The 19,875-nt window shown below is 71.7% G+C and carries 19 protein-coding genes and 1 pseudogene; 15 read left to right on the top strand and 5 right to left on the bottom strand.

From position 1 onward, the window contains the following. The first annotated feature begins 63 nt into the window (after positions 1 to 63). The gene (locus tag JUB13_RS23310; RefSeq protein ID WP_207483205.1) at positions 64 to 528 is read left to right on the top strand and encodes a response regulator; all 465 of its coding nucleotides are present in this window, start codon (positions 64 to 66) and stop codon (positions 526 to 528) included. On the opposite strand, the gene JUB13_RS23315 is transcribed toward JUB13_RS23310, so the two are convergent. Then, on the bottom strand, positions 529 to 3,336 hold the full coding sequence (locus JUB13_RS23315; RefSeq protein ID WP_207483207.1) for an ATP-dependent DNA helicase: 2,808 nt from the start codon (positions 3,334 to 3,336) through the stop codon (positions 529 to 531). Positions 3,337 to 3,528: 192 nt separating this feature from the next. On the opposite strand from JUB13_RS23315, the gene JUB13_RS23320 reads away from it, so the two are divergent. From JUB13_RS23320 to JUB13_RS23340, 6 genes are all read left to right on the top strand, one after another. After that, positions 3,529 to 4,659 (top strand): iron-containing alcohol dehydrogenase, encoded by a 1,131-nt coding sequence (locus tag JUB13_RS23320; protein ID WP_207483209.1) that lies wholly within the window; start codon positions 3,529 to 3,531, stop codon positions 4,657 to 4,659. 120 nt (positions 4,660 to 4,779) lie between these two features. Continuing rightward, positions 4,780 to 4,956: a hypothetical protein gene (locus JUB13_RS23325; protein WP_207483211.1), complete on the top strand. Its 177-nt coding sequence runs from the start codon at positions 4,780 to 4,782 to the stop codon at positions 4,954 to 4,956. Positions 4,957 to 4,980: 24 nt separating this feature from the next. Beyond that, positions 4,981 to 5,265 carry a hypothetical protein gene (locus JUB13_RS23330; protein WP_207483213.1) on the top strand — a complete coding sequence of 95 codons (285 nt, stop codon included), beginning with the start codon at positions 4,981 to 4,983 and terminating at the stop codon, positions 5,263 to 5,265. Between the two features lie 80 nt (positions 5,266 to 5,345). Further along, entirely contained in the window at positions 5,346 to 6,023 is a 678-nt protein-coding gene (gene mtgA / locus JUB13_RS23335) for a monofunctional biosynthetic peptidoglycan transglycosylase (RefSeq protein ID WP_207483215.1), read from the top strand. A 166-nt stretch (positions 6,024 to 6,189) separates the two neighbouring features. Continuing rightward, positions 6,190 to 6,312, top strand: a complete 123-nt coding sequence (locus JUB13_RS31870) for a hypothetical protein (protein ID WP_268914410.1) — start codon at positions 6,190 to 6,192, stop codon at positions 6,310 to 6,312. Next, complete coding sequence (locus tag JUB13_RS23340; protein ID WP_328702991.1) at positions 6,309 to 7,220, top strand: cation diffusion facilitator family transporter; 912 nt, start codon at positions 6,309 to 6,311, stop codon at positions 7,218 to 7,220. Before JUB13_RS31870 ends, JUB13_RS23340 begins: the two co-directional genes overlap by 4 nt. A 109-nt stretch (positions 7,221 to 7,329) precedes the next feature. Here JUB13_RS23340 and JUB13_RS23345 read toward each other — a convergent pair whose 3' ends face one another. Continuing rightward, on the bottom strand, positions 7,330 to 8,634 hold the full coding sequence (locus tag JUB13_RS23345) for a DEAD/DEAH box helicase (RefSeq protein ID WP_207483219.1): 1,305 nt from the start codon (positions 8,632 to 8,634) through the stop codon (positions 7,330 to 7,332). 12 nt (positions 8,635 to 8,646) lie between these two features. Beyond that, on the bottom strand, positions 8,647 to 8,919 hold the full coding sequence (gene infA, locus JUB13_RS23350; protein WP_207483221.1) for a translation initiation factor IF-1: 273 nt from the start codon (positions 8,917 to 8,919) through the stop codon (positions 8,647 to 8,649). Between the two features lie 363 nt (positions 8,920 to 9,282). Here infA and JUB13_RS23355 point away from each other — a divergent pair, with 363 nt between their 5' ends. Beyond that, complete coding sequence (locus tag JUB13_RS23355) at positions 9,283 to 10,368, top strand: hypothetical protein (RefSeq protein WP_207483223.1); 1,086 nt, start codon at positions 9,283 to 9,285, stop codon at positions 10,366 to 10,368. Between the two features lie 66 nt (positions 10,369 to 10,434). Beyond that, entirely contained in the window at positions 10,435 to 12,009 is a 1,575-nt protein-coding gene (locus JUB13_RS23360; protein WP_207483225.1) for a lysine--tRNA ligase, read from the top strand. Between the two features lie 66 nt (positions 12,010 to 12,075). On the opposite strand, the gene sugE is transcribed toward JUB13_RS23360, so the two are convergent. Further along, positions 12,076 to 12,390: a quaternary ammonium compound efflux SMR transporter SugE gene (sugE, locus tag JUB13_RS23365; protein ID WP_207483227.1), complete on the bottom strand. Its 315-nt coding sequence runs from the start codon at positions 12,388 to 12,390 to the stop codon at positions 12,076 to 12,078. Between the two features lie 347 nt (positions 12,391 to 12,737). On the opposite strand from sugE, the gene JUB13_RS23370 reads away from it, so the two are divergent. The 3 genes from JUB13_RS23370 to JUB13_RS23380 all read left to right on the top strand — a co-directional run bounded on the left by JUB13_RS23370 (position 12,738) and on the right by JUB13_RS23380 (position 15,348). Further along, a complete protein-coding gene (locus JUB13_RS23370; RefSeq protein WP_207483229.1) occupies positions 12,738 to 13,766 on the top strand; it encodes an MBL fold metallo-hydrolase in 1,029 nt (342 codons plus the stop codon). A gap of 73 nt (positions 13,767 to 13,839) precedes the next feature. Then, on the top strand, positions 13,840 to 14,685 hold the full coding sequence (locus tag JUB13_RS32120) for a TrmH family RNA methyltransferase (RefSeq protein ID WP_207483231.1): 846 nt from the start codon (positions 13,840 to 13,842) through the stop codon (positions 14,683 to 14,685). Between the two features lie 129 nt (positions 14,686 to 14,814). Further along, on the top strand, positions 14,815 to 15,348 hold the full coding sequence (locus tag JUB13_RS23380; RefSeq protein ID WP_207483233.1) for a glycine cleavage system protein R: 534 nt from the start codon (positions 14,815 to 14,817) through the stop codon (positions 15,346 to 15,348). Between the two features lie 180 nt (positions 15,349 to 15,528). Here the strand turns inward: JUB13_RS23380 and tyrS are convergent. Next, a pseudogene (gene tyrS / locus JUB13_RS23385) lies at positions 15,529 to 16,802 on the bottom strand (tyrosine--tRNA ligase). A gap of 71 nt (positions 16,803 to 16,873) precedes the next feature. Here tyrS and JUB13_RS23390 point away from each other — a divergent pair. The 3 genes from JUB13_RS23390 to JUB13_RS23400 all read left to right on the top strand — a co-directional run bounded on the left by JUB13_RS23390 (position 16,874) and on the right by JUB13_RS23400 (position 19,874). After that, positions 16,874 to 17,149: a hypothetical protein gene (locus JUB13_RS23390; protein ID WP_207483235.1), complete on the top strand. Its 276-nt coding sequence runs from the start codon at positions 16,874 to 16,876 to the stop codon at positions 17,147 to 17,149. A gap of 150 nt (positions 17,150 to 17,299) precedes the next feature. Beyond that, positions 17,300 to 18,256, top strand: coding sequence for a galactofuranose ABC transporter, galactofuranose-binding protein YtfQ (gene ytfQ, locus JUB13_RS23395; RefSeq protein ID WP_207483237.1), 957 nt, complete (start codon positions 17,300 to 17,302; stop codon positions 18,254 to 18,256). A 106-nt stretch (positions 18,257 to 18,362) separates the two neighbouring features. Continuing rightward, positions 18,363 to 19,874: a sugar ABC transporter ATP-binding protein gene (locus tag JUB13_RS23400; RefSeq protein ID WP_207483239.1), complete on the top strand. Its 1,512-nt coding sequence runs from the start codon at positions 18,363 to 18,365 to the stop codon at positions 19,872 to 19,874. Position 19,875 lies beyond the last annotated feature (1 nt).

Genomic DNA, 19,875 nt, shown 5'->3' on the forward strand with positions numbered 1-19,875 from the left:
TCGGCGCCGGGGATCGGCTCTTGTTCGGGGACGATCAGCGTTCGTCAGGAGCAACGGGCCCGAATGGCGATGCGACTTCCCTCCGGGAGCGCGCCGGCGGACCAGCCGGCGGAGAAGCCGTCCGCGGCACGGATCCTGGTGGCCGAGGACAACGAAATCAATGCCGCCATGATGGCGACCATGCTGCGGCGGCTCGGCTACGCGGTGCGCACGGCCGCGGACGGGGCGGCGGCCGTCGCCGCCGTCGCCGCCGGCGAGGCCGACCTCGTTCTGATGGACATGCGCATGCCGGTGATGGACGGGCTCGAGGCGACGCGGCGCATCCGTGCGCTGCCCGGCCCCGAGGCCCGCGTCCCGGTGGTGGCGCTGACGGCCGATGCCCTGCCCGAGCGCGTGGCCGGCTATCTCGCGGCGGGGCTCGACGCCGCGCTCGCCAAGCCCATCGACCGCGACGCCCTGGTCGCGACGCTCGCGCGCCTGCTGGGGCGGCCCACGCCTTCCTCTCCCCGGGGGGCGGCCCCGGCCTGACTAGAGCGTCCCGTCCCCCTGGGACAGGAATGCGCGGGTCGCCTGGACAGCCTCGGCCAGGCCCACGCGGCGGATCTCGACGTCCGGCGGGAAGGCACCCTCCAGGCGCGACGGCATCATGGGGTCCAGCAGGACGAAGACGCCGGTGTCGTCGGCCCGGCGCACCAGCCGGCCGAAAGCCTGGCGCAGGCGAAGCCGGGTCAGCATGTCGTCCCAGCGCCGGCCGCCGAACGCCTCGCGCCGCGCCCGGTGCAGGATGTCAGGCCGTGGCCAGGGCACCCGGTCGAAGACGATCAGGCGGAGCGAGCGGCCGGGCACGTCGACCCCGTCGCGCACCGCATCGGTGCCCAGCAGGCAGGCATGCTCCTCGCCGCGGAAGATGTCGACGAGCGTGCCCACGTCCAGCCCGTCCACGTGCTGGGCGTAGAGCGGCAGCCCGGCATCCTCGAGCCGCCCCGCGATGCGCTTGTGCACGGCGCGCAGCCGGCCGATCGCCGTGAACAGGCCCAGCCCCCCGCCGCCGGCCGCCAGGAACAGCTCGCGATAGGCCGCCGAGACCTGGTCCAGGTCGTCCTTGCGCACGTCGGTCACCACCATGACCCGCGTGTGCGCGCCGTAGTCGAAGGGCGAGGGCACGCTGGCGCGCATGGCCCGGGTCGGCATGTGCAGCGCCCCCGTCCGGGTCATGGCCGCAAGCCAGTCCGTCTCGAGGTCGCCGGTGCCGTCGGTCAGCGTCGCGGAGGTGACGACCATCCCGTGGGCCTGCGCGCCCACCGTCGCCGCGAAGGGCTGGGTCGGGTCCACGTGGTGGCGGTAGAGGCCGACGTCGAGGTCGCGCCCGTCGTGCCGCTCCAGCCCGAACCAGTCGACGAACCCCGCGGGCGTGCCCTCCTCCAGGCTGGCCAGCATGCGCTGCCAGGCGCCGAGCGGCAGCGTGCCCCTCCGGTCCAGGCTCCGGCACACGGCCTCGATGCGCCCGCGCGTGTCGGTGTCGAGCTCGGCCGCCTCGTCGTCCAGGCGCTGGCGCAGCCGCTTGACCAGTGCCTCGATCGGCTTCTGCAGCCGCGCGAGCGCGACCTCCAGCTCCCCGGCGGCGTCCAGCAGCCCCTCGATGGGATGGGCCGTGTCGCATTCCAGGCTGTAGCCGGAATCCTGGTGGGGCGCCCGGGTCAGCACCATGCGGCGGACCATCAGCAGGAACGCCTCCCCCGGTCCCGAAGGGGCGCCGTCGTTGACCCGCATCGACCAGCCCTCGCCCGGGAGGGCGCGGGCGGCCCGCAGGATCTCGTCGATCAGCTCCAGCCCGTCCTCGTCGCCCTGCAGGAGATCCTCGACCCGGCGCTTAAGCCCGCGCGCCCGGCTGCGCGCGCCGCCCTCCGGCCCGATCAGCCAGCGCCGCAGGTCGCTGCCCTCGACGGCGGTCAGGTGTCCCGCGAAGGCATTGTCCGCGGCCTCGAAGACGTGGTGGCCCTCGTCGAAGACGTAGCGGGTCGGCAGCCAGGCGTCGTCCCCGCCGCCCAGCGCCGCCTGGACCATCACCAGGGCATGGTTGGCGATCACGATCTCGGCCCGGCGGGCGAGGCGCACGCTGCGCTCGATGAAGCAGCGGTCGTAGTGGGGGCAGGCGGAATAGATGCACTCGCCCCGCCGATCGGCGAGGCCCAGGGTGCGCACGCGCCCCGCGATGTCGGCCAGCCAGCCCGGGAAGTCGCCGCCCTGGACGTCCCCGTCGCGCGTCGCCGCGGCCCAGCGCGCCATCAGGCCCAGCGGCACGGCATAGGCCGGCTGGGCCGGCATCGCGTTCACGGCCTCCTCCAGGTTCAGGAGGCACAGGTAGTTCTCGCGCCCCTTGCGCACGACCACGCGCCGCGCCTTGACGGCGGGCTCGGGATGCAGCCGGTCCAGCTCGCCGTCGATCTGGTGCTGCAGGTTCCGCGTATAGGTCGAGATCCAGACCGGCGCTTTGTTCTTCTCGGCCCAGAGGCTGGCCGCCGCCAGGTAGCCCAGGGTCTTGCCGACGCCGGTCCCGGCCTCGGCCAGCACCAGGTTCGGGGCGCCCTGCTGGTTGCGGGGCGTGAAGGCATGGGTGACGGCGCTCGCGTAGTCGGCCTGCTGGGGCCGCGGCTCGACGGCCTTTCCGGGCACCGCGGCCGCCAGCATCTCGCCGAGCCGGGTGCGTGCCTCCGAGGGCTCGACCGGCACCTGGCCGGGCGGCGGCTCGGGCGCGTGCTCGGACCATTCCGGCAGGCGCCGCCAGACCTGCAGCGCGCGCGCCGCCTGCGCCGCGCTGGCCCCGGCCGGCCCCGCGGGCGCGCCGAGCGCCGAGAGCACGAAGCGCGCCCAGGGCCAGCCGTAGCCCTGCTGGGCGCCGGCCGTGCCCATGACCCAGGCGATGGCGACGGGGTCCGAGCGCTCCTCGCGCCCCGGGGCCGCCATGTCCTCGAGCAGGCGCCGCGCGGCGGAGAACAGGACCAGCGCCTCGCCCTCGGGCCCGCGGGGCGCGTCGATCCCCAGCGCCGCCGCCAGCCCCCGCGGCGTCGGCACGCAGAAGCGGGCGGGATGCACGAAGGCGAAGAGCTCCAGCAGGTCGTAGGCCGGCAGGCGCTCGACGCCCAGGCGCCGGAAGGTCGCGGGCGCGTGACAGACCAGCGGCGGCTCCATGCCGAGCCGGGCGCGGGCCTCCTTCGTCCCCAGCCGCTCGACCTCGCCGTCGGGGCTGAGCCAGACGGCATGCTGCGCGCCGGCGACGAGTGCCGGGGCGTCGGGCAGCATCAGGCGGGGTGGAAGCTTGGTGGGCGCCGTGTCCATGGGCGCCCACTATAGGGGCGCCGCCGGCCGCGCGCGAGTTCCCGTGACGTTCCTCCCACGCTTGGCACCAAGGCGGGGACTTGGCGCATCGGGTCGGCGGACCTTACCATCGGCTTCCGCTCCGCCGGAGCGGCAGATCCGACAGGGCCGCCGAGGCCCGCACGCAAGCCAGCACGCGCAGGGGAGCCGCCCATGAGCCTGATCACCTATCTGACGACCATCCGCTTCGCCGAGGGCGCGGTCGCCGAGGTCGCCGCGGACGCGGCCGAGGCCGGGATCAACCGCGCCCTCCTGGTCACCGACCGCGGCGTCATGGCGGCCGGCATCGCCGGGACCGTGGCGGAGCTGCTGGGCGCCCGCATCGCCGCCACATATGCCGAGACCCCTTCGAACCCGACCGAGGAGGCGGCCGAGGCCGCGCTGGCGCTCTACCGCGACGCCGGCTGCGACGGGGTCGTCGCCGTCGGCGGCGGCTCCAGCATCGACCTGGCCAAGGCGGTGGCCCTGCTGGCTACCCATCCGGGCCCGCTGGAGCGCTACGCGCTGATCCTGGGCGGGGCTGCGCGCATCACCGCGGCCGTGGCGCCCGTGCTGGCGGTTCCGACCACGGCGGGCACGGGGAGCGAGGTCGGGCGCGGCGCCCTGATCACGCTGCGCGACGGGCGCAAGCTCGGCCTGATCAGCCCGCACCTGATCCCGCGCCGGGCGGTCTGCGATCCCGCCCTGACGCTCGGCCTGCCGGCGGTCCTGACCGCGGCCACCGGCATGGACGCCCTGACGCACTGCATCGAGACCTTCCTGTCACCGCGCTACAACCCGCCCGCGGAGGCGATCGCCATCGACGGCGCCGCCCGCGCCTGGCGCTGGCTGGAGCCCGCGGTGCGTGACGGCGGCAACGCCGAGGCGCGCCGCGAGATGATGATGGCCTCGCTCCAGGGCGGGCTGACCTTCCAGAAGGGTCTTGGCGCCGTGCATGCCATGTCGCACCCGCTGGGCGGCCTGAAGGACCCGGTGCTGCACCATGGCACGCTGAACGCCGTGATCATGCCGGCGGTGCTGCGCTTCAACGCGCCGGCGGCGCCCGAGAAGTTCGCGCGGCTGCGCGCGGCGCTGGGCCTGCCGGAAGGGGCCGACCTGGCCGATGCGGTGGCCCGGCTCACCGAGCGGCTGGGCCTGCCCGGCAGCCTGCGCGCCATGGGGGTCGATCCGGCCGTCCTGCCGCGCATGGTCGAGGGCGCCCTGGCCGACCACTCCGCGGCCACCAACCCCCGCCCCGCCACGGCCGAGGACTACGCAGCCCTCTTCGCCGAGGCGATGGGATGAGGGCGCCGCACCCCTGACCCTTCGGTCAGGGGGAGGGCCGCCGCTCGGGGGAAGCCAGGAACACCGGCGGCATGCGGGGGTTTCGAAGATGATGCGAGTTCCCAAAGGGGACGTGGAACCATGGCCGTCATTCCCGAACCGACCCGGACGCTGCCCGGCCTCCACCCGCGCAGGCGCCGCTCGAAGCTCGTGGCCTACCTGGCCTTCGCGGTCCTGACCGTCGGCGCCGCATCGCTGCTGGCCTGGACCGGCATTCCCGGCCCCATGACGGAGCTGGGCACGGAACGGAACCGCTGACCCCGCCGCACTCGGGAGGACACCATGACCAGGAAGCCGCTGGGATCGAGCGACCGCCCCGAGGAGGGGTCCTATATCCCGGGCAGCGCTGGCAAGGGCGGCGATCCTGGCATGGACATCCGCCCCGGCCCGCCGCAGGGTCAGCCGCAGGACCCGCCGGCCGCGCCCGGCGAGACGCCCGGCGGCGCACCCGGCGCCCCCTCCGGCGGCAGGGGCGGCCTCGGCGGCGGCGCGGATGCCGGCAACAGCTCGGCAGGCCATGCCGGCGGCGACATCGAGACCGGCGGCATCGAGCGAAGGAAGCCCTGACCGCCCGGGGCATCCGCGGGCCGCGCGACCGACGGGCGCGGCGGTTGACCTTGCCGAGCGCGCCATGGTCTAAGCCGGGCGTGCCCCGCCGGATCCTCCGCCTCGCCCTGACCGTGCTCGCGGCACTCGCAGCCTTCTCGGTGCTGTGGGTGCTGGCCTACCGCGTCGTCCCCGTTCCCGCGACGCCGCTGATGCTTGTGCGTGCCGTCCAGGGCCACGGGCTGGACAAGGACTGGACGGCGCTCGATCGGATCTCGCCCAACCTCGCGCGCGCCGTCATCGCCGCCGAGGACACCAAGTTCTGCGGGCACTACGGCTTCGACCTGGAGGCGATCGAGGACGCGCTCCAGGACAATGCCGAGGGGGGCTCCATGCGCGGGGGCAGCACGATCAGCCAGCAGACCGCGAAGAACGCCTTCCTGTGGCCGGACCGGAGCTGGCTGCGCAAGGGCGTCGAGGCCGGCTTCACACTGCTGGTCGAGACGCTCTGGCCGAAGGCGCGCATCGTCGAGGTGTATCTGAACATCGTGGAATGGGGCCCTGGCCTCTACGGCGCCGAGGCGGCGGCCCGACGCTACTTCGACCGGCCGGCCTCGGGCCTGACCGAGCGCCAGGCGGCGCTGATGGCCGCGGTCCTGCCGAACCCGTTGCGCTGGTCGCCCGCCCGTCCGACCGACTACATCCAGCGCCGCGCCACGGTGATCCAGCGGCGCATGGCGATCGTCGCCCGGGACGGCCTCGCCGACTGCGCGGGCTGAGGCGACTGCGGCACGCCCCCTTGACCCTCCAACGGCTGCAGGGTCCATTTCTACCGGACCGATGCGGGCGGGCACGGCATCCTTGAGGCTCCCCCGTCCGCACGACCGGCGACAGGAATCGGCCACATGGCACACACCCATTCCCACACCCACGGCGACCACGGGCATGACCATCACGGGCATGGCGATCACGGGCATGGCGCCCATGCCCACCATGGGCACGGGCATCACGACCATGGACCGGGGCACGGGCCGGGCCATGGACCAGGAGGGCATGTCCATGCGGTGACGGCCGACAGCGAGCGCAGGGTCCTGTGGGCGATGGTCCTGACCGGCGGCTTCATGCTGGTCGAGGTCATCGGCGGCGTGCTGTCCGGCTCGCTGGCCCTGATCGCCGATGCCGGGCACATGCTCACGGACTTCGCCTCGCTCGCCATGGCCTGGTTCGCCTTCAGGCTTGGACGCCGGCCGGCCGACCGGCTGCGGACCTACGGCTATCACCGCTTCCAGGTGCTGGCGGCCTTCTTGAACGGGATCTCGCTCTTCGCGATCTCCGCCTGGATCGCGGTCGAGGCCCTCGGCCGCCTGTTCGATCCCGTGGAGGTGCTCGGCGGGCAGATGCTGGTCGTCGCGATCCTCGGCCTGTCGGTCAATCTCGCCGCGTTCTGGATACTGCACCGCGGCGGGGGCGAGAACCTGAACGTCCGCGGCGCCGCGCTGCACGTCCTCGGGGATATGCTGGGGTCCGTCGGCGCAATCGCCGCGGCCCTCGTGATCCTGTGGACCGGCTGGACAACCATCGACCCGATCCTGTCGGTCGCGGTGGTCCTCCTCATCCTGCGCGGCGCCTGGAGGGTGACAAGGGAATCGGCGCACATCCTGCTGGAGGGCACGCCGAGCGGCATCGACGCCGCGAGCGTCGGCGCCGCGGTCCGGCAGGTGCCCGGCGTCGTCGACGTCCACCACGTCCATGCCTGGTCGCTGACGACCGAGCGGCCGGTGGTCACGCTGCACGCCGTGATCGACGAGGATGCCGACCAGAACGGGGCGGTGGCCGCCATCAACGGCGTGCTCCAGACGCGGTTCGGCATCGACCACGCCACCGTCCAGGTCGAGCGGGGCGCCTGCGCCCACGCCCCGGACTGCCACGGCCATCCCGTCCCGGCGGAGCAGCCCTCGCCGCCCCTGTCCCCCTGACCCGAACGGCCGCGTCCGGCACCAAAGCGAAGGGCCCGCCCCCTTGCGGGGGCGGGCCCTGTCGCATTCGAATCCGGCAAGACCGGCGATGGATCGGGCCGGCGATGGATCAGGCCGCAGCCTGCCCCCCGCCCCGCCCGGAGCGCCGGCGCCGCCGGCCCTGGCCGCCGGGACCGCCGGGACCGCCCTTGCCGGCCGCCTTCGCGGCCTGGCCGGGACGGGGGCCCGCCGCATGCCCGCCGCGCGCCGCGCGGGCGGCATAGGCCCCCGCGATCGGGGCGGCGTGGTAGGCGTGCTCCTCGTGCACGGGCACCGGCTGGCGGATCGCCTTCTCGATCGCGCGGAGGTAGTCGACCTCCTCGGCATCGCAGAAGGACAGTGCCATGCCGTCGCGCCCGGCACGGGCCGTCCGGCCGATGCGGTGCACGTAGCTCTCGGGCTCGTTCGGCAGGTCGAAGTTGACGACGTGGGTCACGCCGTCGACGTCGATGCCGCGGGCCGCGATGTCGGTCGCCACCAGCGCGCGGACCTGCCCGGCCTTGAAGCCGTCGAGCGCCCGCTGGCGCGCCGACTGCGACTTGTTGCCGTGGATCGCCGCCGCCTGCACGCCCGCCTTCTCCAGGTACTCGGCGACGCGGTTGGCGCCGTGCTTGGTGCGCGAGAAGACGATGGCCCGCGTCATGGCGGGGTCGCGGAACAGGTCGGCCAGCAGGTGCCGCTTGTTGCCCTTGTCGACGAACAGGACCTTCTGCTCGATCCGCTCGACCGTGGTGGCCGGCGGCGTCACCTCGACCCGCGCCGGGTCGGTCAGCAGGCTCGCGGCCAGCTCGGAGACGGCATCGGGCATGGTCGCCGAGAACAGCATGGTCTGGCGCTTCTTCGGCACCAGGGCCACGATCTTCCGGACGTCCCGGATGAAGCCCATGTCGAGCATCCGGTCGGCCTCGTCCAGGACGAAGATCTCGACCGCGTCCAGCTTGGCCATGCCCTGGGACAGCAGGTCCAGCAGGCGCCCCGGGGTCGCGACCAGGATGTCGAGGCCGCGGGCGAGCGCCGCCGCCTGCGGGTTGATGGACACGCCGCCATGCACGACGGCGGCACGCAGCGTGAGGCGGGAGCCGTAGGTCTGGAAGCCCTCGGCGATCTGGAGCGCCAGCTCGCGCGTCGGCGTCAGGATCAGGGCGCGCGGCGCCTTGGGCAGCGGCTTGCGCTTCGCCTCGGCCAGGCGCTGGAGGATCGGCAGCGCGAAGGCCGCCGTCTTGCCGGTGCCCGTCTGGGCGAGGCCGAGCACGTCGCGCCCGGCCAGGAGATGCGGAATGGCGCCCGCCTGGATGGGCGTGGCGGCAGTATAGCCCTCGGCCTGGACAGCCTCGAGCAGCGGCCCCGAGAGGCCGAGCGAAGTAAACTCAGTCATTGCTTGCTTTCGTCAGCGGCGGCGCGGCGGCGGACGGCGCACGGCGCCCGGGCTGCTGGCGGCCTCGTCCTTGTGCCGGAAGTTGATGCGCGCCTTCGTCAGGTCGTAGGGCGTCATCTCGAGCGACACGCGGTCGCCCGCCAGCACGCGGATGCGGTTCTTCTTCATGCGGCCCGAGGCATAGGCGATCACCTCGTGGCCGCCTTCGAGCTTTACGCGGAACCGGGCGTCGGGCAGCACTTCGGTGACCACGCCCTCCATCTCGACCAAATCTTCCTTGGCCATGCGAAATCCTCTTGGCGGCGCGCCGGCCCCGCAGCGGGGGGCGCGCATGGGTTTCGGCCCGAGGGGATCTCGGGGCCGGGGGCCCCCGCCAGGGTCTCGGCGGGGCATCGCGTCACTGTGGGGAAAATCGGCAAGCCGATGGTGCCCTCGGGCACCCCATAGCTGGATCGACGCGAGACAGATAATCACGAAAACGTCCGAAGGCAAGCGAAGTCGGCCCCCCGGCGGAGATGACGCGAGCGCGCCCACGCAAGTGGTCACAAAATGACACGGCTCCGCGACCGCATGGCGCCTTGCGCGGAGCGGGCGCGCGGGGCATGAAGACCCGCCGGACAACCAAGGCCTGCCGAAGACCGGCTGCGCATGACGGAGACCGGTATGACGGCCGACCCGACCCTGAATTCTTCGAATTCTTCCGCTGATTCGCTTTCCGACCGGGAGGAGGACCGGCGCCTGTCCGGCTTCGCCGGCTGGATGCGCCGGTGCAGCTTCCCCGACGTCGCGCTGAAGCCCATGCTGGCCGCGATGGCTGCCGGGACGACGCCGCCCGAGCCCGACGCGGGCGACGCGGCCGCGCTGAAGGTCGACAAGAACGTCCTGGCGGCCGTCTTCGTCGAGCCGCTCTGGCGCGTGGTCGACGCCTGGCGGGCGCGCAATCCCGGCTGCCTGGCCCTGCCCGAGGCGGATCCCGGCGACGGCTCGCCCCCGGGCGACGCCGTGATCCCGATCCCGGTCGACATGTTCCTGCGCTGGATCGATCCCGAGCGGCTGCACGGCTCGGTCTCGGCGATCATCCAGGCCGGCATGGCCAATGTCTTCATCGACTGCACGCACCGCTGGGCGCTCGCGATGGAGGCCGCCGCCGCGGCGGGGGCGAGCGATGCCGAGACCGCGCTCTACCGCCGCTACCGCGAGACGCTGCACCGTTTCCAGTCCGGCCACACCGCCGTCCAGCACCTGGCCTTCACCCCGGAAGGGCACCTGATGGCCGGCGTGAAGACCGCCGTGTTCTTCACCGCCGCCATCGCGTCCGCGGCCTGCGTGCTGACCGCGGGCCGGCCGGGGCTCGATCCCGTGGCGGTCGCGCGCAACAGCGTGCCGCTGCTGATCACGGCGGCGCGCATGCACTTGGACCAGCTCGTCTCGCTGACCGACCGGATCGGCGGCAGCGAGGCCGGCGCCTATGGCCTGAACCTGACCAATGCCGAGCACGCGGCGCTGATGGCCGAGCTGTTCACCCTGCAGGACACGCCGCGCGGCCCCGCCCTGGCCCTGCGCGGCGCCATCGCCGATGCCCTGCCCGCCCTTGCGAACGAGCGGCCCCGCACCGGCTGCCCGGCCCTGCATGCGGCCGACGCCGCCGGCACCAACACCATCCTGGCCCTAAACGCCTGGGTGCTCGAGGTGCATGCGGCGCTGCTGGCGGGGGCCGACGCCGCCCGGCGTTGATTCGCCCGCCGATCGGCCCTAGTTTCGCCGCCTGATCCAGATCGGCTGCGGCGAAGGTTTCGGGTGATGGCGAGCGAGCGGGAACTGGCCCTGGCGGCCAAGGCATGGCCCTTCGAGGAGGCGCGCAAGCTGCTCGCGCGCTTCGGGAAGGCCCCGCCCGCCAAGGGCTACGTCCTGTTCGAGACCGGCTACGGCCCCTCGGGCCTGCCCCATATCGGCACCTTCGGCGAGGTCGTGCGCACCAGCATGGTGCGCCACGCCTTCCAGCAGCTCTCGGACCTGCCGACCCGGCTGTTCACCTTCTCCGACGACATGGACGGGCTCCGCAAGGTCCCCGACAACGTTCCGAACCAGGAGATGATCCGCCAGCACCTGGGCAAGCCCCTGACCAAGGTGCCGGATCCCTTCGGCACGCATGAGAGCTTCGGGCACCACAACAATGCCCGCCTGCGCGCCTTCCTGGACAGCTTCGGCTTCGAGTACGAGTTCCAGTCCTCGACCGAGTGGTACACCTCGGGCCGCTTCAACGACGCGCTGCTGCGGGTGCTGGAGCGCTACGACGAGATCATGGCGGTGATGCTGCCGACCCTGGGCGAGGAGCGGCAGCAGACCTACTCGCCCTTCCTCCCGATCTCGCCCAGGACCGGCAAGGTCCTCCAGGTCCCGGTGCTCGAGCGCAACGTCGCCGCAGGCACCATCGTCTTCGAGGACGAGGACGGCACCCGCACCGAGCTGCCGGTTACCGACGGCCACTGCAAGCTTCAATGGAAGCCCGACTGGGGCATGCGCTGGCACGCCCTGTCGGTCGATTACGAGATGTCCGGCAAGGACCTGATCGCCTCGGTCGAGCTGGCCTCGAAGATCTGCCGCATCCTCGGCAGCGAGCCGCCCGAGGGGTTCAACTACGAGCTCTTCCTGGACGACAAGGGCCAGAAGATCAGCAAGTCCAAGGGCAACGGGCTGACGGTCGAGGAGTGGCTGCGCTACGCCCCGCCCGAGAGCCTGTCGCTCTACATGTTCCAGAAGCCCCGGGCGGCCAAGCGGCTCTATTTCGACGTGATCCCGAGGGCGGTGGACGAGTACCTGACCTTCGCCGAGAAGGCCCGCCAGGAGGAGCCCGCGCGGCTGCTGGAGAACCCGGCCTGGCACATCCATGCCGGCGAGACGCCGGCTGTGCGCACTGATCTCAGCTTCAACATCCTGCTGAACCTCGCCGGCGTCGCGAATGCCGAGAGCAAGGACGTGATGTGGGGCTTCATCACCCGCTACGCGCCCGACGCGAGCCCCGAGGCGAACCCGTTCCTGGACCGTCTGGTCGGCTATGCCGTCACCTACTACCAGGACTTCGTGAAGCCGCAGAAGAACTACCGCGCCCCCACGGCGGAGGAGCGCGCGGCGCTGGAGGACCTGCTGGCCGGGCTGGAGGCGCTGCCGCCCGGCGCCAGGGCCGAGGAGATCCAGAACCTCGTCTACGAGGTCGGCAAGCGCCACCCCTTCCCCGAGCTGCGCGCCTGGTTCCAGTCGCTCTACGAGGTGCTGCTGGGCCAGACCCAGGGCCCCAGGATGGGCGGCTTCATCGAGCTCTACGGCATCGGCAACACGCAGGCGCTGATCCGGGACGCGCTCGCCCGCGCGGCGTGACGCTTCCCGGCGGGGCCGGCCTCCTGCGTTAGGGCGGATCGCATCCGCCCTGACTTCGGCTCGTTCTCAGGAGGCCAGCTTCAGCCCGACGATGCCAGCGACGATGAGGGCGATGCAGGCGAGCCGTATCGCGTCGGCGGGCTCTCCGTACAGGGCGATCCCCGCCAGCGCGGTGCCGACCGTCCCGATCCCGGTCCATATGGCATAGGCCGTGCCCAGCGGCAGCGTGCGCAGCGCGAGGCCGAGCAGGCCTATGCTGGCCACCATGGCGGTGATCGTCAGGAGCGAGGGGACCAGGCGGGTGAAGCCCGCGCTGTATTTGAGCCCAAGGGCCCACCCGACCTCCAGCAGGCCGGCAAGGAACAGGACGAACCAGGCCAAGGGGGATCTCCCATCGAAAGGACCGGGCCGTCCCGTCCGATGCGCCCGTTCCGGTTCCCGCCTCTGCTTCCGGGTGGAAGGCAGATGCGTCGGCGGGGCCGTCCCCGCGGGCGTGGTGGTCAGGAGGTGGCATCCGCCGCATTCGGCGTCAAGCAGCGCCGCAGCTCATAGCAAGCCTGCCGTCGGGTCATGGCTGCCATGGATCGGCGCCCATACGCTTTATTGATTTGAGGGATCGCGGCGCCCGCGTGATCCTTCGAGGGCGGCCCCGCGCCGGGTCCGGCTGTCGCGCCATGTCCTTCCGTGAAACCCCATGTCCTTCCGTGAAACCGATGCAGGTGGATCCGATGGAAGCTTCGCAATCCTCCGATGACTTCGGCGCGCGTCGCCGGCTGCTGAAGGCGGCGCTGCTCGGCGGCCTGGCCGCGGCCGCCCCGCCCGTCGGCGCCATGGCCCAGGACCGGAACCAGCGGCAGGATCCGGCGCCGGCCACGCTGCCCGCGCCGGCGCGCCCCATGCCCGTGGTCGATGCCCGGTTCCCGGCCGAGATGGCGCCCGGCGTCTTCGTGCTTCCGGACAAACGGATCCCGCTCGTGCCGAACATCGGCATCGTCGTGGGCCGGGATTCGGTGCTGGTGGTCGATTGCGGGCTCGGTATCGGCAGCGCCGAGGAGGTGCTGGCGCTGGCCCGGCGGCTCGCCCCCGGGCGGCGGATCGTGCTGACGGTCACCCATGCCCATCCCGAGCACGGTTTCGGCGCCCAGGTGTTCAAGCCCGATGCGCGGATCTACTACAACGCCGCGCAGCGCGACCATCTCCTGCGCTCGGCGCGGACGCTGCTCGACGGCTTCCGGGCCGTCGTCCTTCCCCCGGCGCAGCGCCATCTGCTTGACGGGATCGCCCCGCCCCCGCCGGACCAGACCTATGACGGGAGCCGCGCGACGCTGGACCTCGGCGGCCGGATCGTCGAGTTCCGCACCTGGGGCACGGCGCACAGCCCGGGCGACCAGATCGTCCTCCTGCCGGAGGAGCGCATCGTCTTCGCCGGCGACCTGATCGAGGAGCGCATGTTCCCGATCGTCCCCTTCTTCCCGCCGATGATCGGGGCCGGCGACATCGACCTCGCGCGGTGGGAGACGACGCTGGCCGACATCCTGTCCCTGCAGCCGCGCCTGATCGTGCCCGGCCACGGCAATCTCGGCGGGCCCGAGATCGCGGAGGGGCTCCTGGGCTATTTCCGCGAGCTGCGCGCCATGCTGCGCGCCGCCGGCCAGCCCGGCCCCGGGCTGGAGGCCAGCATCCGTGCCCGCTACCCGACCTGGGAGAACGCCGAGTACATCGCGCCCGCGACCCGGTACCTGTCCCAGGCCGGCTGAGGAACCGGCCGGCGCTTCAATCCGGGGCGGGAACTGATCTAGGGTGCGCCGGCCCCCAGGAAGGACAGCGCCGGTGCCCGCCATCATTCCCGTCGACGATCCCGAAGACCCGCGCGTCGCGGCCTATCGCGACGTGCGCGAGCGCGACCTCGTCGGCCGGCAGGGCCTGTTCATGGCCGAGGGCGAGGTGGTGCTCAGGCTGCTCCTGGCCTCGCGGCAGCACCGGCCGGTCTCGCTGCTGCTGGCCGGGAACCGCCTCGCGGCGCTCGCGCCGCTGCTGGCCTCCGTGCCGGACGACGTGCCCGTCTACGCCGCCGCGCAGGCGGTGCTCGACGCGGTGGCGGGCTTCCACCTGCACCGCGGCATCCTCGCGCTCGGCCGCCGCGCGCCGATGCCCGCCGCCGGCGCGCTGCTCGCCGAGGCCGGGCCGAGGGCCATGGTGGTCGTCGCCTGCGGCATCGGCAACCACGACAACATGGGCGGGATCTTCCGGAACGCCGCGGCCTTCGGCGCGGACGCGGTGATCCTGGATGCCGGCTGCTGCGACCCGCTTTACCGCAAGGCGATCCGCGTCTCCGTGGGCGCGGCGCTGATCGTGCCGACGGCCCGGATGGAGCCCGACACGGATCCCGTTTCCCTGCTGGAGCGCCACGGCTTCGTGCCGGTCGCGCTGAGCCCCGCCGGCGCGGTGCCGCTGTCGGCCATGGAGCGGCCGGAGCGGGTGGCGCTGCTGCTGGGGACCGAGGGGCCCGGCCTGCCGGCAAATGTGCTGGCCCGGGCGCGCACCGTGGCGATCCCGATGGCGCCAGGCTTCGATTCCCTGAACGTCGCCACGGCCGGCGCCATCGCGATGCACCATTTCGCCGATCTCGCGCGGTCCGGCCGTCCGGCGCCGGAGGCGACCCGGAACGCCCCCTGAATTGGCCTGTTCACGGCCCCGACCGTCCGGCACTCTGTCCCCCGCGCGGCCCGGCGAGAAGGCCGCCACGGGCCAGCCGCCCCTGGGAACAAGCCCCTGGGAACAAGCCCCCTGGGAAGGAGACGCGACATGGCGAAGGTGGTCCTGGTTTCGGTGCTCGGCCCCGATCGGGTCGGGCTGATCTCGGCCGTTGCGGGCACGCTCTACGACGCCGGGGTGAATCTGCGCGACACGACCTTCGCCGCCCTGGGTTCGGGGGCCGAGTTCACGGCGGTCTGCGAGGTGCCCGCCCATTTCTCCATGGACGAGACGGCATCCCGCCTGCGCGCCCTGCCCGAGCTGGACGGGGCGGAGGTGGACATCCGGCCCTTCACCTTCGATCCGCGCCACGGGCCGCTCGGCCGGGTCACGCACCGGATCGAGGTCAGCGGCGGCGACCAGCTCGGCCTCGTCGCGCGCCTCGCCGACATCTTCACCCAGTTCGGGGCCAACATCGTCCGGCTGGACTCCCAGAAGCTGCCGGGCGAGCGCGGCGACTACATGGCGCGCTTCTCGGTCTCCATCCCCGCGGACCGGCAGGAATCCTGCCTTGCGGCGGTGGCCAACACCGCGGGCAGCCTGCGTCTGGACTGCCAGGTGGATGAGGTCGGGCCGGAGGGTTAGGGCCTCTGTCTGGCGCGCCATGGCGCGCGGTGGCGCCCTGCGCAGCCACCTTGGTTCTCAAGCGCGGTTTTTGAACTCGCTGCCAAATGCGGACGCTCGCCGAGGAATGAGCGCGGGATCACCAGAGGCGATGATCCCGCGGCCCATGCCCGGATGCACTCTCTCAGAGGCACCCAACCCTCAGAGGCACCGAACCACTGCGTGGCGCTTGCGTCCGGCCGAGATCATCACCCGATCGTCCTCATCCAGGTCGGCAACGCCGACCACGGCCGCCTCGTCGCTGACGACGACGCCCTTCACGCGGGCCCCGTTGTCCCGGATCAAGCGCCTCGCTGCCCCCTTTGATTCCGAGAGACCTGCCCGCACCAGCAGGTCCACGATCCGCATGCCTGGCTCGAGGTCGGCTCGCGTGACCTCGACGGTGCGCAGGCCGTCTGCGAGTTCCCCGGACACGAAGGTGCGGCGGGCAGTCTCCGCCGCTTCGGCCGCGGCCTCCCGGCCATGGCAGAGCCGGGTCGCCTCGTTCGCCAGGACCTTCTTCGCGTCGTTGATCTCTGCCCCCTCCAGCGCTTCGAGACGGGCGATCTCGTCCAGGGGCAGGTCCGTGAACAGGCGCAGGAAGCGCCCGACATCCGCATCCTCGGTGTTGCGCCAGAACTGCCAGAACTCCCAGGGGCTCAGACGGTCCGCGTTGAGCCAAACGGCTCCGGACGCGGTCTTGCCCATCTTCGCCCCCGATGCGGTGGTCAGCAGGGGCGTGGTCAGTCCGAAGAGTCCCGTCCGTCCATCCGCCGGCCAAGCTCGATGCCGTTGACGATGTTGCCCCATTGGTCGGCCCCGCCCATCTGGAGCACGCAGCCCTGGCGCCGTCCCAGTTCCACGAAGTCGAAGGCCTGAAGGATCATGTAGTTGAACTCCAGGAAGGTCAGCGGCTGTTCACGGTCTAGACGCTGCCTGACCGAGTCGAAGCTCAGCATGCGATTGACCGTGAAGTGCCGCCCCACGTCGCGCAGCAACGCCAGGTAGCGCAGTTCGTCCAGCCAATCCGCGTTGTTGACCATCATGGCGTCGGTCGGCCCGTCGCCGAACGCCAGGTACTTCGCGAAGACCTTTCGGATGCCCGCCATATTCGCGGCGATCTGGCCGTCGTCGAGCATGGGGCGGCTGCTGTCGCGAAAACTCGGATCACCGATCCGCGTGGTCCCGCCGCCGATCAGGACGATGGGCTTGTGACCGGTTTGCTGAAGCCAGCGCAGGGTCATGATCGACATCAGGTGCCCGACATGCAGGCTGTCGGCCGTCGCATCGAAGCCGATGTAGGCACTCACCACGCCCCGGCGCAGCACCGCGTCCAAGCCGGCCCGATCGCTGCATTGGTTCAGAAAGCCGCGTTCGGTCAGCGTCCGCAGAAAGGCGGCCTGCGGTTCGTCCGATGTCGCAAGGAGGGAAGTCATTGTCGAGATCTCCGGAGGAAAGCCGCATTCCGGAGGTCTCGTAGATCCACATGCCGCCGGACTGCGGCGGCATGTTCATCTGGTCACGATCGAACGGCGCCGCCCTATGGGGACAGCGGATAATAGGTGCTGGTCTGGTGGGCGCGCTCGATCATGGCGCAGAACCTAGACACGCCGAACATCCTGATCAAGCGATCGGTTCGTCCCAAATCGCCTTCGGTGCTATTCGCACCGGCGCGAGCATGGGACCGAAGGCGACGGAACCGGTGGCCGGAATCGTCGATCGGATCGAGAGTCGGCCCCCTGCCCCGGTGCGCGGCATCCGCATCATGTGGTTTTTGGCATGACTCGCGGCCAATACGCCATTGGACGGTAATTGATCACGCCCGTAATCTGTTCGCTAAGCTGATGGTTCGTGCGCGGTCCTTTCCCGCCCGGCGTGGGATGGCCCCGGCGGACGAGGCAAGCAAGACGAACCAGATGGGGAGGACCGGCGCATGACTTTCCGCAGTTTTGTCGTGGCGCTTGCCGTGACCGCGGGATTCGCGGGGGCCGCGCAGGCACAGACCAAGCTCACGATCGGGTTCTCGCAGATCGGCTCGGAATCGGGCTGGCGCGCGGCCGAGACCAAGGTCGGCAAGATCGAGGCCCAGAAGCGCGGCATCGACTTCCGGATCTCCGACGCCCAGCAGAAGCAGGAGAACCAGATCAAGGCCATCCGCTCCTTCGTGGCCCAGGGCGTGGATGCGATCTTCGTCGCCCCGGTGGTCGCGACCGGCTGGGATTCCGTGCTGAAGGAGGCCAAGGAGGCCAAGATCCCCGTCGTCCTGCTGGACCGTTCCATCGACACCAGGGACGACAGCCTCTACCTGACCGCCGTGACCTCGGACACGGTGCACGAGGGTCGGGTCGCGGGCGAATGGCTGCTCAAGCAGACGGGCGGCACCTGCAACGTCGTCGAACTGCAGGGGACCGTGGGCTCGAGCCCCGCGATCAACCGCAAGAAGGGCTTTGACGAGGTCGTAGCCAAGAATCCGGGGCTCAAGATCATCCGCACCCAGTCGGGCGACTTCACCCGCGCCAAGGGCAAGGAGGTGATGGAGAGCTTCATCAAGGCCGAGGGCGGCGGACGGAACATCTGCGCCGTCTACGCCCACAACGACGACATGGCGATCGGCGCGATCCAGGCCGTCAAGGAGGCCGGGCTGAAGCCGGGCAAGGACATCCTGGTCGTCTCAATCGACGCCGTGCCCGACATCTTCAAGGCCATGGCCGATGGCGAGGCCAACGCCACGGTGGAGCTGACGCCCAACATGGCCGGCCCCGCCTTCGATGCTCTGATGGCCTACAAGAAGGACGGCAAGGTGCCGCCCAAGTGGATCCAGACGGAATCCAAGCTCTACCTCCCGGACACCGCGAAGGCGGAATACGAGCGGCGCAAGGACCTGTACTGAGCGCCGGGCCGGAAATGGCGACGAAGCCGCCACGGCCCTTCGCCCGTCCTGCATCCGGGGTGCCGCGTGGCACCCCGGCCATGCCGCGCCGGCGCGAGGAGCTTCCATGACCGGGCCGGCGGATACGCCGCCCCTGCTGCGCATCGAGGGGCTGGTGAAGCGGTTCCCGGGCGTGCTGGCCCTGGATCACGTCGATTTCACCCTGCGCGCCGGCGAGGTGCACGGGCTGCTGGGCGAGAACGGCGCCGGCAAGTCCACCCTGATCAAGACGCTGACGGGGGTCCATCCGCGGGACGCCGGCACCATCCGGATGGACGGGGCCGAGATCGCGCCGCGCGACGTGGCCGATGCCCAGCGCCTGCGCATCGGCACGGTCTATCAGGAGGTGAACCTCCTTCCCAACCTGTCGGTGGCGCAGAACCTGTTCCTCGGGCGCGAGCCCATGCGTTTCGGATTCGTGGACGGCCGCGCCATGCGCCGCGCCGCCCGCGAGATCATGCGCGGCTACGGCCTCGACCTGGATCCCGCCACGCCGCTGGGCCAGTTCTCGGTGGCGGTCCAGCAGATCGTGGCCATCGCCCGCGCCGTCGACCTGTCGGCGCGTGTCCTGATCCTGGACGAGCCCACCGCCAGCCTGGACGCGCAGGAGGTCGCCCAACTCTTCGCGACCATGCGCCTGCTGAAGGCCCGGGGCATCGGCATCGTCTTCATCACCCATTTCCTGGATCAGGTCTACGCCGTCTGCGACCGGATCACGGTGCTGCGCAACGGCCGTCTGGTCGGCGAGCGCGCCATCGCCGACCTGCCGCGCCTGGAGTTGGTCTCCATGATGCTCGGCCGCGAGCTGGCCGAGGAGGAGCGCCAGACCGCCCGCGCCGCGCCGCCTTCCGGCGGACCGCCGCTGGTGGCCTTCAAGGGCTACGGCCGGCGCGGTTATCTGGAGCCCTTCGATCTTGAGATCAGAGCGGGCGAGGTCGTCGGCGTGGCGGGGCTGCTGGGCTCCGGCCGGACGGAGACGGCGAAGCTCGCCTTCGGTGCCGAGCGCGCCGGGACCGGCGCGGTCGCGGTCGCGGGGACCGCAGCGCGGCTGCGCTCGCCGCGTGACGCTGCCCGGCTGGGCTTCGGCTACTGTCCCGAGGACCGCAAGACCGAAGGGATCGTCGGCGAGCTGTCGGTGCGCGAGAACATCGTCCTCGCGCTCCAGGCACGGCGCGGCTGGCTGGCCCCGCTGCCCAGGCGCGAGCAGGACGAGATCGTCGCGCGCTTCGTGCGGCTGCTGGACATCCGCGCGGCCGACACCGAGCGGCCGATCCAGACCTTGTCGGGCGGCAATCAGCAGAAGGCCCTGCTGGCCCGCTGGCTCGCAACCGAGCCGCGCTTCCTGATCCTGGACGAGCCCACCCGGGGCATCGACGTGGGCGCCCACGCGGAGATCATCCGCCTGATCAACAGGCTCCGGGCCAATGGGCTGGCCCTGATGGTGATATCGTCCGAGCTCGAGGAAATCGTCGCCTACAGCCGCCGAGTGGTCGTCCTGCGCGACCGTCGCCATGTTGCCGAACTGGACGGCGAGGTCAGCGTCGAGCGCATCATGACCGCCATCGCGGCCAGCGCCTGAG

This window comes from Arenibaculum pallidiluteum (assembly GCF_017355985.1).
Lineage (GTDB): Bacteria > Pseudomonadota > Alphaproteobacteria > Azospirillales > Azospirillaceae > Arenibaculum > Arenibaculum pallidiluteum.